Source organism: Mycobacterium sp., from assembly GCF_035314665.1.
In the GTDB taxonomy this organism is placed as follows: Bacteria; Actinomycetota; Actinomycetes; order Mycobacteriales; family Mycobacteriaceae; genus Mycobacterium.
On record NZ_DATFZD010000334.1, the window covers coordinates 1 to 17,385 of the forward strand.

The 17,385-nt window shown below is 66.6% G+C and carries 8 protein-coding genes; 4 read left to right on the forward strand and 4 right to left on the reverse strand.

Annotation, left to right across the window (positions count from 1 at the left end; genetic code table 11):
- The coding region (locus VKI00_RS22960; RefSeq protein ID WP_414687268.1) for an MFS transporter at nucleotides 1-729 on the reverse strand (729 nt) is incomplete at its 3' end.
- 228 nt (nucleotides 730-957) lie between these two features.
- Here VKI00_RS22960 and VKI00_RS22965 point away from each other — a divergent pair.
- The 4 genes from VKI00_RS22965 (at nucleotide 958) to VKI00_RS22980 (ending at nucleotide 8,577) form a co-directional block, all read left to right on the forward strand.
- Nucleotides 958-4,239: an arabinosyltransferase domain-containing protein gene (locus VKI00_RS22965; protein WP_324441561.1), complete on the forward strand. Its 3,282-nt coding sequence runs from the start codon at nucleotides 958-960 to the stop codon at nucleotides 4,237-4,239.
- A complete protein-coding gene (locus VKI00_RS22970) occupies nucleotides 4,236-7,484 on the forward strand; it encodes an arabinosyltransferase domain-containing protein (RefSeq protein ID WP_324441563.1) in 3,249 nt (1,082 codons plus the stop codon). The genes VKI00_RS22965 and VKI00_RS22970 overlap by 4 nt, the downstream gene beginning before the upstream one ends.
- 129 nt (nucleotides 7,485-7,613) lie before the next feature.
- Nucleotides 7,614-7,844: a CsbD family protein gene (locus VKI00_RS22975; RefSeq protein WP_324441565.1), complete on the forward strand. Its 231-nt coding sequence runs from the start codon at nucleotides 7,614-7,616 to the stop codon at nucleotides 7,842-7,844.
- A gap of 394 nt (nucleotides 7,845-8,238) precedes the next feature.
- The gene (locus tag VKI00_RS22980) at nucleotides 8,239-8,577 is read left to right on the forward strand and encodes a hypothetical protein (RefSeq protein ID WP_324441567.1); all 339 of its coding nucleotides are present in this window, start codon (nucleotides 8,239-8,241) and stop codon (nucleotides 8,575-8,577) included.
- Here the strand turns inward: VKI00_RS22980 and VKI00_RS22985 are convergent.
- From VKI00_RS22985 to fadD32, 3 genes are all read right to left on the reverse strand, one after another.
- Entirely contained in the window at nucleotides 8,574-10,127 is a 1,554-nt protein-coding gene (locus VKI00_RS22985; RefSeq protein ID WP_324441569.1) for an acyl-CoA carboxylase subunit beta, read from the reverse strand. The two genes, VKI00_RS22980 and VKI00_RS22985, sit on opposite strands and share 4 nt — an antisense overlap.
- A complete protein-coding gene (gene pks13 / locus VKI00_RS22990; protein WP_414687269.1) occupies nucleotides 10,128-15,371 on the reverse strand; it encodes a polyketide synthase Pks13 in 5,244 nt (1,747 codons plus the stop codon).
- A gap of 86 nt (nucleotides 15,372-15,457) precedes the next feature.
- A complete protein-coding gene (gene fadD32 / locus VKI00_RS22995; protein WP_324441575.1) occupies nucleotides 15,458-17,353 on the reverse strand; it encodes a long-chain-fatty-acid--AMP ligase FadD32 in 1,896 nt (631 codons plus the stop codon).
- Nucleotides 17,354-17,385: the final 32 nt, after the last annotated feature.

Sequence of the window (17,385 nt, forward strand, 5' to 3'; positions counted from 1 at the left end):
GGCAGTCGCAATGAAGTTACGCGGCAGAGACGCCACGCTGACCGCCAGCGCCGCAGCGCCCAACAGAACTATCGACGGCACCGGAATCCGTGCTGGCTCGCGATCGCTGTTCTGCTCGCACTCGTCCGCCGACAGCACACCAGGTACCAGCACGGACATCGCCACACTCAACATGGCCAGTCCGCCGAACGCCCACCGCCACGCGCCGAACTGCGCGAAAATCCCGCCCAGTGCGGGACCGAGCAGCGCACCGATGCCCCACGTCGCCGACGCCATCGCGGAAGCGCGACTCCACAGGTAGCGCGGCAAGGCGGCGTTGATCACCGCAAAACTGAGGCCGCACAGTAGACCGCCTGCCAGCCCCTGCAGGAAACGGCCGGCCAGCAAGACCTCCATGTTCGGCGCAGCCGCGCAGACCAGGCTGCCGGCGCCCAACACCGCGAATCCCAGTAAATAGGAAACGCATGAGCCGACGCGATGCAGCACCGAATTTACCGTCGCCGCGGCGACCACCGACCCGACGAGGTACAGCGTCGTCACCCAGGAATAGAGCCGATCGCCGCCGATGTCGGCGACAGTGCTCGGCAGCATGCTGATCGTCAGGAACTCGTTGGTGGAATAAAGCACCACGCCCCCGGCGACCACAGCTGACGTCCGCAAATACCGGGTGCTCCACAACTCACGCCAGTGGCCGGTGGTGATTTGTTTCGTATCCGTTAAATGCACCACCGCTGGCCCACTAAACCATGTTTGGGCGGAGGAGTCGAACCCCCTCGAAAGGTGCGTTCGGCCCGGCGCAGGACCAAACCAGCGCGTACGGCCCGCGGAGCTGCGCCGTCATCGGCTCGCGCCGTTTAGATCACAAAGGGAGTTAACCGGGCTTATCCGCCTGTTCTCCCGGCCGCCACGCGGACTGCATCGTCGCAACACGAAATGAGTCGCCTACCATCGTGCCTCGTGCCCCACGACGAAAGTGAGCGATCGACGCGCCAGGTCGCGCGGTGGGTCGCCGTCGTCGCAGGAATCGTCGGGGCGCTGCTGTGCGCCGTGGTTCCACTGCTTCCGGTGAAACAGACCACTGCGACGATCCTGTGGCCGCAGGGCCTCACCGGCGACGGGCACGTGACCGATATCACTGCACCGCTGGTATCCGGGGCACCGCGGGCGTTGGACATTTCCATCCCCTGCCCGGCGATCGCCACCCTTCCCGCCGACGGCGGCCTGGTGCTGTCGACGCTGCCGGTCAACGGCTTTGAGACCGGCAAGCACGGTCTGTTCGTCCGGGCCAACAAAGACGCGGTCGTCGTTGCGTTCCGCGACTCGGTTGCCGCGGTGGCAGCCCGCTCGGCGGTGGGTTCCGATGCCTGCAGCGTGCTGCACATCTGGGCCGACGCCGGCGCTGCGGGTGCGGATTTCGTCGGCATACCGGGTGCCGCAGGCACTCTCGCACCGGAGAAGAAGCCGCAGGTCGGTGGGATATTCACCGACCTGAAAGTGCCTGCGCAGCCGGGATTGTCGGCCCGCATCGACGTCGACACCCGGTTCATCGTGGCCCCCACCATGCTCAAGAAAGCCGTGATGGCCCTGGGCGGGCTCGCGGTGGTGATTGCGATCGTCGCGCTGGCTGTTTTGGACCGGCAGTCCGGGCCGCGGATTCCGCGTAACTGGCGACACCTGTGGCGGGCCGGGGTCGCCACTTGGCTCGCCGACGCGGGTGTGATCGGCACGCTGCTGCTCTGGCATGTCATCGGCGCCACCTCATCGGATGACGGCTACAACCTGACCATCGCCCGGGTGGCGCCGAAGGCCGGCTACGTGGCCAATTACTACAGGTACTTCGGGACAACGGAAGCGCCGTTCGACTGGTACCTCGGCCTGCTGTCCAAATTAGCGTCGGTGAGCACCGCCGGCATATGGGTGCGGATACCGGCCACCCTGGCCGGTATCGCGGGCTGGTTGATCATCAGCCATTGCGTGCTGCGGCGGCTGGGACCTGGAAAAGGCGGCCTGGCATCCAACCGGGTGGCGGTGTTCACCGCGGGCGCGGTGTTTTTGGCCGCGTGGCTGCCGTTCAACAACGGCCTGCGGCCCGAGCCGCTGATCGCCCTCGGCGTGCTGGTCACCTGGATGCTGGTGGAACGCGCGATCGCGTTGCAGCGATTGGCTGCGGCCGCGGTCGCCATCATCGTCGCGATGCTCACCGCGGCCCTGGCGCCGCAGGGGCTAATCGCCGTCGCCGCCTTACTGACCGGTGCACGGGCCATCGCCCAGGCGATTCGGCGGCGCCGCTCCACCGACGGATTGCTGGCACCGCTGGCGGTGCTGGCGGCGTCGTTTTCGCTGATCACCGTGGTGGTCTTCCGCAGCCAGACGCTGGCCACGGTCGCGGAGTCTGCCCGCATCAAGTACAAGGTCGGTCCTACGATCGCCTGGTACCAGGACTTCCTGCGCTACTACTTCCTGACGGTGGAGTCCAACGCTGAAGGGTCGATGACGCGGCGCTTCGCCGTGCTGGTGCTGCTGCTGTGCCTGTTCGGAGTGCTGGTGGTGCTGCTGCGCCGGGGCTGGGTGCCGGGACTGGCCAGCGGCCCGGCGTGGCGCCTGATCGGCACGACGGCGATAGGCCTATTGCTGTTGACGTTCACGCCCACGAAGTGGGCCATCCAGTTCGGCGCGTTCGCCGGACTCGCCGGCGCTCTCGGCGCGGTCACCGCGTTCACCTTCGCCCAGATTGGCCTGCACAGCCGCCGCAACCTGACGCTGTACATCGCCGCACTGCTGTTCCTGCTGGCGTGGGCCACCTCGGGGGTCAACGGCTGGTTCTACGTGAACAACTACGGGGTGCCGTGGTACGACATCCCGCCCGTCATCGCCAGCCGTCCGGTGACGTCGATGTTCCTGACGCTGTCGATCCTCACCGGACTGCTGGCCGCCTGGTACCACTTCCGGATGGACTACGCCGGCCACACCGAGGTCAAGGACAACCGGCGCAACCGCGTGCTGGCGTCCACACCGCTGCTGGTGGTCGCGGTGATCATGGTCCTGGGCGAAGTCGGTTCGCAGGCCAAGGGTGCGGTTTTCCGTTACCCCCTCTACACCACCGGCAAAGCCAACCTAGCGGCGCTCAGCTCGGGCCTTTCCCCGACCAGTTGCGCCATGGCCGATGACGTGCTGACCGAGCCGGATCCCAATGCAGGTCTGCTGCAGCCGGTTCCGGGGCAACAGTTCGGCCCCGCGGGCGCGCTCGGGGGAATCAAGCCCGTCGGCTTCAAACCCGATGGGGTGGGGGATGACCTGAGGTCCAATCCGGTGGTGACCAAACCGGGGGTGGTGAATTCCACCGGGTCACCCAACAAGCCCAACGCCACCATGAGCGACTCCGCGGGCACGGCCGGCGGGAAAGGCCCGGTCGGGGTGAACGGGTCGCACGCAGCCCTACCGTTCGGACTCGATCCGGCCCGCACCCCGGTGATGGGCAGCTACGGCGAAAATTCGCTGGCCGCCACGGCGACCTCGGCGTGGTACCAGCTGCCGCCGCGCACCGGCGACCGGCCTCTGGTGGTGGTGTCCGCCGCGGGCGCTATCTGGTCGTATAACGAGGACGGCACCTTCACCTACGGGCAGTCGCTGAAATTGCAGTGGGGTGTCGCTCGCCCCGACGGCACCACTAAGCCGCTCGCGGAGGTGCAGCCGATCGACATCGGGCCGTGGCCGGCGTGGCGCAATCTGCGGTTCCCGCTGGCCTGGGCGCCCCCGGAGGCTAACGTGGCACGCATCGTCGCTTATGACCCGAATCTGAGCTCCGAGCAGTGGTTCGCGTTCACGCCGCCGCGGGTTCCGGTGCTGCAGACCCTGCAGCACTTGATCGGATCGAACACACCGGTGCTGATGGACATCGCGACCGCCGCGAACTTCCCCTGTCAGCGGCCGTTCTCCGAACATCTTGGCGTCGCCGAACTTCCGCAATACCGCATCCTGCCCGATCACAAACAGACGGCGGCGTCGTCGAACGGGTGGGAGGCCGGCGAGGACGGCGGTCCGTTCCTGTTCACTCAGGCGTTGCTGGTCACTTCGACGGTCTCGACGTACCTGCGCGACGACTGGTACCGCGACTGGGGATCGGTCGAACACTATTACCCGTTGGTGCCGGCCGATCAGGCGCCGGATGCCGTCGTTGAACAGGGCGTGACCACAGTGCACGGCTGGAGCCGGCAAGGACCGATCAGGGCCCTGCCATGAGCGTCATCAACCACGAACGGCAAGCGGCCACCGATCAGCCCGACACCCGTCGCGATGTGCGGGTGACTCGCTGGGTCGCAACGATCGCCGGGCTGATCGGTTTTGTCCTATCGGTCGCCACACCGCTGCTGCCCGTAATACAGACGACTGCGATGCTCAACTGGCCACAGAACGGCCAGCTGAATAGCGTTACGGCACCGCTTATTTCGCTGACTCCGGTGCAGTTGACGGCCACCGTGCCGTGCTCTGCGGTGAGTGGCCTGCCACCCGACGGTGGGGTCGTGCTGAGTACCGCACCCAAGAAGGGTAAGGATGCCGCGCTTAACGCGTTGTTCGTCGTTACCCACGGCCAGCGCATCGACGTCACCGACCGCAACGTGGTGATCGCCAGCGTGCCGCGGGATCAGGCGATGTCCGCGCGGTGCCAGCACATCGACATCACCTCCACACGCGCCGGCACCTTCGCCACCTTTGTCGGTTTGACCGATCCGGCGGGAAAGCCGGTGAGCGGTGGCTTCGCCGACCCCAATCTGCGCCCCCAAATCGTCGGCGTGTTCACCGATCTGACCGGTCCCGCACCGCCCGGACTGCGGCTGTCGGCGACCATCGACACCCGGTTCTCCACCACCCCGACGACGCTGAAACTGGTTGCGATGGTGCTGGCGATCGTGGCCACCATCGTCGCACTGGTCGCGTTGTGGCGCCTCGACCAGCTCGACGGCCGCCGTATGCACCGGTTGATCCCGAAGCGCTGGCGGAAGTTCACGCTGATCGACGCCACGGTGATATTCGGTTTCCTGCTGTGGCACCTGATCGGCGCGAATTCGTCCGACGACGGTTACATCCTCGGCATGGCCCGGGTCGCCGGCCACGCGGGCTACATGTCCAACTACTTCCGCTGGTTCGGCAGCCCAGAGGACCCGTTCGGCTGGTACTACAACCTGCTGGCACTGATGACCCACGTGAGCGACGGCAGCCTGTGGATGCGACTGCCCGACCTGGTCGCCGGGCTGGTCTGCTGGCTGCTGCTGTCGCGTGAGGTGTTGCCCCGGCTGGGGCCGGCGGTGACGTCCAGTACGGCCGCGAACTGGGCGGCGGGCATGGTGCTGCTGACCGCGTGGATGCCGTTCAACAACGGTCTGCGCCCGGAGCCGATCATCGCGCTCGGTTCACTGCTCACCTGGGTGCTGATCGAGCGGTCGATGTGCGCGTCCCGAGTGACGCCGGCGGCGCTGGCAGTGGTGACCGCCGCGTTCACCCTCGGGGTGCAGCCCACCGGCCTGATTGCGGTGGCCGCGCTGGTCGCCGGTGGCCGTCCGATCCTGCGAATTTTGGTGCACCGCCATCGCGTGGTCGGCACATGGCCGCTGGTGGCCCCGATGCTGGCAGCCGGCTTCGTCATCCTCACCGTGGTGTTCGCCGACCAGACCCTGTCAACGGTGTTGGAAGCCACCAGGATTCGCACTGCGATCGGCCCGAGCCAGGCCTGGTACACCGAGAACCTGCGCTACTACTACCTCATCCTGCCCACCGTCGACGGTTCACTGTCGCGCCGCTTCGGCTTCCTGATCAGCGCGCTGTGCCTGTTCACCGCCGTGTTCATCATGTTGCGGCGCAAGCGAATCCCCGGTGTGGCCCGCGGCCCGGCGTGGCGGCTGATGGGTGTCATCTTCGGCACCATGTTCTTCCTGATGTTCACGCCGACGAAGTGGGTGCACCACTTCGGGCTGTTCGCCGCGGTGGGCGCGGCGATGGCCGCGCTGACCACGGTGCTGGTGTCGCATGAGGTGCTGCGCTGGTCACGTAACCGCATGGCGTTTGTGGCGGCGGTGTTATTCGTGTTGGCGCTCTGTTTTGCCACCACCAACGGCTGGTGGTACGTCTCCAGTTACGGCGTCCCGTTCAACAGCGCCATGCCGAAGCTCGCCGGAATCACTATCAGCACAATCTTTTTCATCCTGTTCGCGATCGCGGCACTCTGGGCGACCTGGTTGCACTTCGCGTCGCGGGATCACGGCGAGGGCTGGCTGGCGCGGGCGGTGACGGCTGCGCCGGTGCCGATCGCGGCCGGATTCATGGCGCTGGTGTTCATCGCATCGATGGTCGCTGGGATCGTGCGCCAATACCCCACCTACTCCAATGGCTGGGCCAACTTGCGCGAATTCGCCGGGGGCTGCGCACTGGCCGACGACGTGCTCGTCGAGCCGGACAGCAACGCCGGCTTTATGGCGTCGCTGCCCGGCGATTACGGCCCGTTGGGTCCGCTGGGCGGCGTCGACCCAGTAGGGTTCACCCCTAGCGGCGTACCGGACCATACCGTGGCCGAGGCGGTTCAGGAGACGTCGGTGCCGCAGCCCGGTACCGACTACGACTGGTACGCATACGATTGGCGCGCGCCGACGAAGCTGAAAGCGCCGGGTATCAACGGATCATCGGTGCCATTGCCCTACGGCCTCAACCCCGATCAGGTTCCGCTGGCCGGCAGCTACACCACCGGCGCCCAACAGCAGAGCAAACTCACCTCGGCGTGGTACCAGCTACCCAAAGCCGACGACGGGCATCCCCTTCTGGTGGTGACCGCCGCGGGCAAGATCGCTGGCAACAGCGTGCTGCACGGACACACCGACGGTCAGACCGTGGTGCTGGAATACGGCAAGCCCGGTCCCGGCGGTGACATCGTGCCGGCCGGTCGGATCGTGCCCTACGACCTGAATGGGGAACAGCCGAGGGCGTGGCGCAATCTGCGCTTCGCCCGAGACAAGATGCCCGGGGACGCGACTGCGGTCCGGGTGGTGGCCCAAGATCTCTCCCTGACGCCGGACGACTGGATCGCGGTGACGCCACCGCGGGTGCCGGAACTACGTTCCCTGCAGGAGTACGTCGGCTCGTCGCAGCCGGTGCTGATGGACTGGGCGGTTGGGCTGGCGTTCCCGTGCCAGCATCCGATGCTGCACGCCAACGGCGTCACCGAGATCCCGAAGTTCCGCATCACGCCGGACTACAACGCCAAGAAGCAGGATACTGACACCTGGGAGGACGGCGTCAACGGCGGCCTGCTGGGCATCACCGACCTGTTGTTGCGGGCTCATGTCATGTCCACGTACCTGTCCCGCGACTGGGGCCGGGACTGGGGATCACTGCGCAAGTTCGACACCATCGCCGACGCCCACCCCGCGCAACTCGACCTGGGCACCGCCACCCACAGTGGGTGGTGGTCGCCGGGCCAGATCCGGATCAAGCCGTAGGCTTCTCGCCCGATCGAGCGGGCAGCGTGATCACTGTCACAGAAAGAACCGGGCGTGTCGGCGCCGTGAGACGTTCCGAATCGGCTGCCGCGGGGTACGGACAAAAAGACCACGAGTGAGAGGAAAGTCATGGGCAGCAGTGGACCCGAAGAAGCCATCAAGGGCATCGTCGAGGACGTCAAAGGCAAGACCAAGGAAATCATCGGGATCGTCACCAACCGCGACGGTCTGCGCCGAGAGGGCCGCGCTCAACAGGAGAAGGCCGAAGCCGCGCGGAATGTGGCCAAGAAAGAGGCCGAGGCGGCTTCTGCCCGAGCCGCTGAGCAAGCCGCTGAGGCTCGTCAAAAGTCGGCCAAATAGCGCCTGAACCGGCTAGGCGGCAATGATTTTCGGCCTTGCCGCCCAGCCGCGCGTTGTGGCGTCAGCCCAACGAGACCATCTCAACGAATCCACCGCGACGGGGCAAGGTGGACGCTTAGCCGGAATCGTTGTGTCGCGCATCACATTGATGCCTTTGCTGTAAGGGATCTCTCGCGCTCAGGGCGTAGGCGGGTCGTCGTGGGACCGGGACAATGAGACAAATGTCACTAACGATTTCCACGCTGGCCCGTCGCGCGTTTCCTGCAGTTCTCGCGGTGGCATCCGCGTTGAATCCCGCTGTGGCAGCGGCTGTTCCGGCTGGCACGACCGGTGGAACCGTGGTCCCGCTGAGAAGCGTCATGCGCGCCTGCGATTTTTTAACCCACTCCAGTGGGTGGGCGGGGAGAACCGCGCCGCGGCCACATCGGTTATTCGCGCTGCCGGTGGCACGGTAACCGCCGAGGTGCGCCTGTCGGAACCTGGCTCGCCAGGCACCCATTTCGACGTGAGCCTGATTCAGGCTCCGCGCGCGTCGAGTTCGCTATGCGGTTCCGGGGGTCCGGGCGTCGCGGTCGGCAGTCTCGATACCGATGGGGCAGGCCAGGCGGCAACCACTCTGCAGGATCGCATCCAATCGGGCACGACGGGCGCGTGGATTCTCATCCAGCAGCCGAGCCCGTATTCACAGACCCCGACCGAGTTCTACACGTCAGACTTCATCGCGCCGGTCTAGATCGGCAGCAGACCGTGCTTGCGCAAGACTCGCGCGTGTAACTGCTTGTCCCGCAATAAGTGCAGCGACCGACGCAGCAGCAGCCGAGTCTCGTGGGGCTGGATGACCGCGTCGATGAACCCGCGCTCGGCGGCGACCCACGGCGTGGCCATGTTGAGGTTATAACCCTCGATGAAATCCCGCTTGATCGCCTGCGCCTCGGGGGTGGTCGGGTCGGGGAACCGCCTCATCAGCAACTGCGCGGCGCCGTCGGCGCCGATCACCGCGATGCGGGCGGTGGGCCAGGCGAAGTTGAGGTCGGCGGTCAGCTGCTTGGATCCCATGACAGCGTAAGCGCCACCGTAGGACTTGCGGATCGTGATCGTCACCTTCGGCACGTCGGCCTCGACCACCGCGTACAGGAATCGCCCGCCGCGCTTGATGATTCCACCTTTTTCCTGCTCAACACCCGGCAAGAAGCCAGGGGTGTCGACGACGAACACCAGCGGCACGTAGAACGCGTCGCAGAACCGGACGAACCGGGCCGCCTTGTCGGAGGCCTCGTTGTCGATCGCGCCCGACATGTACGACGGCTGGTTCGCCACCACGCCGACCGGCCGACCATCGACCCGGGCGAACCCGGTGATGATGGCCTGTCCGGCCTGAGCGCCGACGTCGAGAAAGTCACCGTCGTCGAAGATTCGCAACAAGATCTCGTGCATGTCGTATGCCGTGTTGTCGGAGTCCGGCACGATCGAGTCGAGTTCTAGATCGCTCGGCGTGATCTCCGGCTCCAGCCCGGGGTTAACCACCGGCGCCGGGTCGAAGCAGTTCGACGGCAGGAACGACAGGTAATCGCGGACGTATTGGAACGCCGCCGCCTCGGACTCCACCACCTGGTGGATGTTGCCGTAGCGCGCCTGGGCTTCGGCACCACCGAGCTCGTCGAGAGTGACGTCCTCACCCGTTACGTCCTTGATAACGTCGGGGCCGGTGACGAACATGTAGCCCTGGTCGCGCACCGCGACCACAAGATCCGTCTGGATCGGCGAATAGACTGCTCCCCCAGCACATTTGCCAAAGATGAGCGATATCTGCGGCGCCACTCCGCTCAACAGGTCGCCGCGGCGGCCCAATTCGGCATACCAGGCCAGCGACGTGACCGCGTCCTGGATGCGGGCGCCGGCGGAGTCGTTGATGCCGATGATCGGGCAGGCCACCATCGCGCACCATTCCATCAGCGCCGCGACCTTGCGGCCGAACATCTCACCGACCGAGCCCTGGAACACCGTCTGGTCGTGCGAGAACACACCCACCGGCCGGCCATCGATAGTCGCGCGGCCGGTCACACACCCGTCGCCGAAGAGCGCGTTTGGGTCACCCGGCGTCCGTGCCAATGCCCCGATCTCCAGGAAACTGCCCGGGTCGACCAGATCGTAGATGCGGGAGCGGGCGCTCGGGATGCCCTTCTTCTCGCGCCGCGCAATTGCCTTCGGATCACCGGGTTCCTTTGCCAGCTCTAGCTTTTCGCGAAGTTCAGCCAGCAGCTCGGCGCTGGTCTTGGTGGTCACCTAGGCTTCTTTCTGCTCTGCATCGATCCGGTTGACCGCTTGGGTCATGTGCGCGCCAACCTTCGCGATGATCGGCTCATCGATCGCTTGGATGTGTTCGCCGCCGATCGGCACAACCTCCAGATCGGCAACGTACTCGCCCCAGCCACCATCCGGTTTGCGGGTGGCATAAGCGGGCTCGAAGGTGATCGCGTCGTCGTGGTAGCGGTCGGCCATATACAGCGTGACGTGCCCGTCGTAGGGCTTGTACTCGGCAGTGTCGATCGCCCGCTGGTCCAGGTAGGACGTGCGCTGGTGCTCGATGATCCCGCCGGGGATCTGCACGCCGCTCTGGCTGATCGCCTCGAGGACGAACTTGACCTGGCCCTCGTCGTCGAGCGTTTCGAGGTACTCGTAAGGGATTTCGGGAACCTGGACGTTGAAGGTCCGCTCGGCGAACCGCGCGTAGCGGTCCCACCGCTTGCGGGTTTCTTCCTTGGTCTGCAAGATCGGCTCGCCCGGCATGACCGCATCGATCAGGGCGACGAACGGGACGTCGCAGCCCTGTTGCTTCAGCCCGATCGCGCAGGCGTACGCGAGCGCCCCGCCCAGCGACCAACCTGCAAGGATGAACGGACCATCGCCCTGCAACTCGCGCAGCTTCGGAACGTATTGCGCGGCACGCTCTTCGATGGTTCCCTCGACGCGCTCGAAACCGTACATCGGGGTGTCCGGCGGCAGGCGGCTAAGCAGCGGTTCGTAGACCACCGTCGATCCGCCCGCGGCGTGGAACACGAACACCGGCGGCTTGGTTGAGCCTTCAGGTCTGGCGCGGATGGTGCGCACGAAACCGTCGATCTGGCCGGCTTCAAGGTATTCGCGGACAGTCGTCGCTAACTCCTCGACAGTCGTCGCGGCCTGCACGTCGGCGGAGGTGATCTCGCCCTCGGCACGCTCGGAAAGCCGCTCGGCCATCTTGGCGGCGGCGGCGTCGTCCAGCTTGGGCAGCTCGTTGAAGATGCCGCCCGGCGACTTGCCGGTGACGATCGCCCACGTCGCAAACGTGACCCGCTCGGCGGCATCGCGCGGCGGCACATCGGAACCCAATGCATCGGCGACGGCCTGCTGGTTGAGCACTTGCGCGGCTGCAGCCAGGCTCGGCTGCGCTGTCGGGCCAGACGGGTCGGTCGGAGGCGGCGGAATCGGCGCGCCCGCTTGAGGCTCTGGCTGAGGCTCCGGCTCGGCCTGCGTTCCCGTTGCCGCTTCGGTCACCGCAGCCGGCGTTGCGCCGGCCAACATCGCGGCCTGCTCCTTGGCGACCTCGTCGGCGGTCTGGGTCTTCTGGTGCTCGTGCAGATCCTGCACCTCGTCGCGGTGCTCGATCGCATACAGGATGAGCTGCTCGACGTTGTAGAGGTTGGCGTCGCGGACCGCCTGCAGCTGAATCGGCGGCAGGTCGAAGTCGTACTCGACGCGGTTCTTGATCCGCACGGCCATCATCGAGTCCAGGCCGAGCTCGATCAGCGGCACCTCCCAGGGCAGGTCCTCGGGCTCGTAACCCATCGCCATCGACACGATGGCGGCCAGCCGGTCACGCACCGTCTCACCGGAATCCGGTGACCACCGGGCCAACCCGCCCATTTGGCGGGCGGTGAGGCTGTCGGTCACGGTGCCGGCCTTGTCGGACTCGTCGGCCGCCGGCTCGGCAACCGGCGCGGCCACGTCGGCCGGCGCCACGGTGACCGTCTGCGCGATCGCCGCGCCGGCGCCCACGGCCGTCGGCAGCACCGCGGCCTGGCCGGCCCGCGATACCAGCGCGTCATAGACCAGCGTGAAGGATTCGTCGATGCGCGCGTGGATTTGAACCGCCGCCCCGCCGGGGTGGCGGGTCAGCGTCGTCACCAGTCGGGCGTTTTCGGCCGGCACGGCCCGTTGCTCGGAGGCGACGAGCTGAGCGTCCGGAAGCACTTGTGTCGCAGCGGCTCTCACCAATGCCGCCAAGTCGGTCGCATCGCGCGGCGCGTACTCCCAGACGTGACGGCCATCCGGCATCGCCACGTGGGTGCCGGGCATCAGCACCGACCCGTCACTGGAGAAGTGCGCGTTGAGCCAGTGCTCCTTGCGGCGGAATCGAGTCGGTGGGATGTTCGCGTAGTCCTTCGGACCGCCAGCTGGGCTAAAGAGCGTGCGGATGTCGAGGTCATGGCCGTAGACGAACAGCTGCGCCATCGCCGAGGTCATCGAATCGAGATCGTCTTGTTTGCGGGCCAGCGTCGCAATCAGTTGCGCGTCCGGCAATCCCGCGGCCGCGGTGGTCAGGCCGATCTGCATCAGCGCGACCGGGTTGGGCGCGAGCTCCAGGAACGTGGTGTAGCCGCTGTCGACGGCGTTGCGGATGCCGTGGGTGAAATACACGGAATGCCGCATTCCCTTGAGCCAGTAGGCCACATCGTGGATTGGCTCGCCGCCGGGCTTGATGTAGGTGCCCTCGTGAATCGTCGAAAAGATTCCGGTGTTAGGACTCATCGGCGAAATGCCTTGCAGCTCCGCGGAAAACTCGCCCAGCAGCGGATCCATCTGCGAAGTGTGGCCGGCGCCCTTGGTCTGCAGCTTGCGGGCGAAGCGGCCCTCGGCTTCGCAGCGGGCGACGATCGCGTCGATCTGCTCGGGTGGACCGCCGATGACGGTCTGGCTGGGTGCGGCGTAGACGCACACCTCCAGGCCGGGGAAGCCGGCGAACACCGTCTTGAGCTCGTCGGCGGAATACTCGACGATCGCCATGAACCGGATGTACTCGCCGAACAGCATCGCCTCGCCCTCACCCATCAGGTGCGAGCGTGAGCAGATCACCCGGGTGGCGTCTTGCAGTGACAGGCCGCCGGCGAAGTAGGCCGACGCGGGCTCACCGAGCGACTGGCCCACCACCGCAGCAGGTTTGGCGCCGTGATGCTTGAGCAGCTCGCCCAGCGCGATCTGGATCGCGAAGATGACGACGTTGCTGGTTTCGATGCCGTAATCCTGCGAGTCGTCGAGGATCAACTCGAGCACCGAGTAGCCCCGCTCGTCCTGGATCAGCGCGTCGACCTTCTCGATCCACTCGGCGAAGACCTCGTTGCGCAGGTACAGGTCCTTGCCCATCTTGCGGTGCTGCGCACCGAAACCGGCCATTGCCCACACCGGGCCGCTGGTCACCGGCCCGTCGGTGCTGAACACGTTCGGCTTCTGCTTGCCGTCGGCGATTGCGCGCAAGCCCTTGATGGCTTCGTCGTGGTCGTGGGCCAGCACCACCGCGCGGGAGCGGCCGTGATTGCGTCGCGACAGCGAGCGGCCGATCGACTCCAGCGACGACGCTTGGCCCTCCGGGCTTTCCATCCAATCGGCCAGCTCCGCCGCGGCGATCTTCTTGCGCGACGTCAGGAACGCCGACACCGCCAGCGGCACCAGCGGCACCGGGGCTTCTTGCGCCGCAAGCTCTTCGAGCGCAATCTCTTTGAGCCGCAACGCTTCCTCGGTGATGCCGGGCAAATCAGGCTCGGCTTCTACCGGGGCACGGTCGTCTTCGATGAACTCGCCGTACTCGTCGAAGCGCATTCCACCCACGTACTCGGCGGGCGCCTGTTCCGCGGGCTCGGCTTCGACCTCTGGCTGCGGCTCGGGCTCGCGTGCTTGCCTTTCCAAGACGTCGCGGGGCAAGACTTCACGCAGCACCACGTGTGCGTTCGCGCCGCCGAAGCCGAAGCTCGATACACCCGCAACCGCATAGCCGCCGTAACGGGGCCAGTCGGCAGCGGTGTCCAGGAAGCGCAGATGCGCCGCGTCGAAGTCGATGTAGGGGTTGGGCCCGGCGTAGTTGATCGACGGCGGCAGCTTGTCGTGCTGCAGGGACAGCACCATCTTGGCCAGGCTGGCCGCACCGGCCGCCGACTCCATGTGTCCGACATTGGTTTTGACCGCGCCGAGCAGGACCGGCTTGTCGGCCGGGCGGCCGCGGCCGATGACCCGGCCCAGCGCCTGGGCCTCGATCGGGTCGCCGAGCACCGTGCCGGTGCCGTGCGCCTCGATGTAGTCGACACTGCGCGGGTTGATTCCGGCGTCCTTGTAGGCCCGGCGCAGCACGTCGGCCTGCGCGTCCGGGTTGGGCGCGATCAGGCCGTTGGACCGGCCGTCGTGGTTGACCGCGCTGCCGGCGATCACGGCCAAGATCTGGTCGCCGTCGCGGCGCGCGTCGTCGACGCGCTTGAGCACCAGCATCGCGCCGCCCTCGGAGCGGGTGTAGCCGTCGGCGTCCGACGAGAACGACTTGATCCGGCCGTCGGGCGCGAGCACCTGGCCGATCTCGTCGAAACCGAGCGTCACCGCCGGGGTGATCAATGCGTTGACGCCACCGGCGACGGCCGTGTCGCACTCACCGCTGCGCAGCGCCTGCACGGCCTGATGGGTGGCGACCAGCGAGCTCGAGCAGGCGGTGTCGACCGCGACCGAGGGGCCGTGGAAATCGTAGAAATACGAAACCCGGTTCGCGACAATTGAACTCGCCGTGCCGGTAATCGCGTAGGGGTGGGCGACGGTTGGATCGGACATCGCCAGGTAGCTGTAGTCCATGACGGATGTGCCGACGTACACCCCGACGGATTCGCCGCGCAGGCTCGACGCCGGGATGCGCGCGTGCTCCAGCGCCTCCCAGGTCAGCTCCAGCGCCATCCGCTGCTGCGGATCCACGTTGTCGGCTTCGGTCTTGGACAGCGCGAAGAACTCGGAGTCGAAGCCCTTGATGTCTGTCAGGTAGCCGCCGCGAGTGCGGGCCTTGTTGATGAGCGCGGCCAGTCGCGGCTCCTCCAGGAACTCCGACCAGCGGCCCTCGGGCAGGTCGGTGATGGCGTCGCGACCCTCCAGCAGCGCCTGCCAGGTCTCCTCGGGGCTGTTCATGTCACCGGGCAACCGGGTAGCCAGCCCCACCACGGCGATATCGACCCGCTCGATCGGCCCGCTGCGGGTCCAGTCGGTGTCGTCGGTAGTCACGTCGTCTTCCGGGTCGCCCTCGACGATCCAGGTGGCGAACGTCTCGATGGTCGGATGCTCGAAGGCGGCGGCGATCGACACCGTGACCCCGGTGCGGTCCTCGATGTCGGCGGCCATCGCCACCGCATCGCGCGACGACAGACCCAGTTCCACCATCGGCGTGACCTCGTCGATCACGTCGGGCGACCGCCCGGTGGCGGTGCCGATCCAGTTGCGCAGCCACTGCCGCACCTCGGCGACGGTCATGTCGGTGCGCGCGGGTTTACTGGCGGGCCCAGCAGCGGCGTCGGCCGATGGTTGGGAATCGATCTCTGTGTCAGTCATGTTGGGGCTCAGTCAGCCTGGTCGGGGAAGGCATTCGGGACCGCGGTGCCGCTGCGCAGGCTGCCGTCGATGTAGGCGGTGCGGCAGGCGCGGCGGCCGATCTTGCCGCTGGACGTCCGGGGAACCGAGCCGGCCTGCACCAGCAGGACGTCGCGCACGGTGACCCCGTGGCGGACGGCGATGGCCGTCCGGATGTCGTCGGCGATGGGCTGGTAGTCGAGCTTGTGCGCACCCGGGGCGCGCTCCCCGACGATCACCAGCTGCTCGGAGGTGTCATCGGGGTCGTATTTCAGGCCGGCGTGCGGGTTGTCGAACACCTCTTTGGGCAGCTTGTTGGCAGGCACCGAGAAGGCGGCCACGTAACCGGTGCGCAAGGCCCGGCTGGCTTCCTGCGCCGAGTACTCCAGATCCTGCGGATAGTGGTTGCGGCCATCGATGATGACAAGATCCTTGACCCGGCCGGTGATGTACAGCTCACCGTCGTGGTAGGTGCCGTAGTCGCCGGTGCGCACCCATAGCCCGTCATCGGCGGCTCCCTCGGCGTGCGACGGGTTGGTGCGCGACTTGAGGATGTTTTTGAAGGTTTCGGAGCTCTCTTCTTCGCGGTTCCAGTAACCGGCACCCATGTTGTTGCCGTGCAGCCAGATTTCACCGATCTGCCCGTCAGGCAGTTCGCTGGCGGACTCGGCGTCGACGATGGTCGTCCACTGGTCGATACCGATCTTGCCGGCGGAGGCCTGCGGGACGCCGTTCGGCGCGTCGGCGGGCACCTCGACGAACCGCCTGTTGTTCAATGCCTCCCGCTCGACGTGGATGATCTTGGGCGCCGCCGCCATCGGGGTGGTCGAGACGAACAGGGTGGCCTCGGCCAGACCGTAGGATGGCTTGATCGCCGTCTCCCGGAAGCCGAACGGCGCAAATGCCTCGTTGAACTTGCGTATCGATGCCGCCGACACCGGCTCGCTGCCATTGAGGATGCACTTGACATTACTCAGGTCCAGCGGCGGCTCATCGTCCTTGGGCACGCCACGCAGCGCGGCGTGTTCGAAGGCGAAGTTCGGGGCGGCGGAGATGGTCCCGCCGGTCTCGCCGTCCTTGCGCGCGAGCTCGCGAATCCACCGGCCGGGCCGGCGCACGAAGGCGGCGGGCGTCATGAAGGTGACGTGGTACCCGACCACCGTCGACAATAAGGCGGTGATCAGGCCCATATCATGGAAGAACGGCAGCCAGCTCACACCACGGTCGCCTTCCTGGCCCTCCAGCGCATTGATCACCTGGACCACGTTGGTGGGCAGGTTCAGGTGCGTGATCTGGACGCCCGTCGGGGTGCGGGTGGAGCCGGAGGTGTACTGCAGATAGGCAACGGTGTCGTGCCCGGCGGGCACGTGCTCCCAGGTGGAACCGACCTCTGCGGGCACCGCGTCGACGGCGATGACACGCGGCCGCTCGTTGGCCGGCCGGCTGCGCATGAACTTGCGAACGCCTTCGGCGGAGTCGCTGGTGGTCAGGATCGCCGACGGCTCGCAATCGTCGAGCACCGCGTGCAATCGGCCGACGTGACCCGGCTCGGCCGGGTCGAACAGTGGCACCGCAATCCGGCCGGCGTACAAGACGCCGAAGAAGGCGGAGAGGTAGTCCAGGTTCTGCGGACACAGGATGGCGACACGGTCACCGGGCTGGGTGACCTGCTGCAGCCGCGCGCCCACCGCACGGTTGCGGGCACCGAAATCGGCCCATGAGATGTCCCTCTCGACACCATCGCGTTCGGTGGAGAAGTCCAGGAACCGGTAGGCCAGCTGGTTTCCGCGCACCTTCGCCCACTTCTCGACGTGACGAACCAGGTCGGTGTTTTCCGGGAACCTGATCCGCCCGTTCTTATCGATGAACGGGTTGTGGTACGCCATGCCACTCTCTCTCCTGTCACAACAGTTCTAGG

Bases quoted from the DNA above. Each gene is read 5' to 3' on its own strand.
- VKI00_RS22970 (WP_324441563.1), top strand. From the start codon at position 4,236: ATGAGCGTCATCAACCACGAACGGCAAGCGGCCACCGATCAGCCCGAC.
- VKI00_RS22975 (WP_324441565.1), top strand. From the start codon at position 7,614: ATGGGCAGCAGTGGACCCGAAGAAGCCATCAAGGGCATCGTCGAGGAC.
- pks13 (WP_414687269.1), bottom strand. From the start codon at position 15,371: ATGACCGTCGCCGAGGTGCGGCAGTGGCTGCGCAACTGGATCGGCACC.
- fadD32 (WP_324441575.1), bottom strand. From the start codon at position 17,353: ATGGCGTACCACAACCCGTTCATCGATAAGAACGGGCGGATCAGGTTC.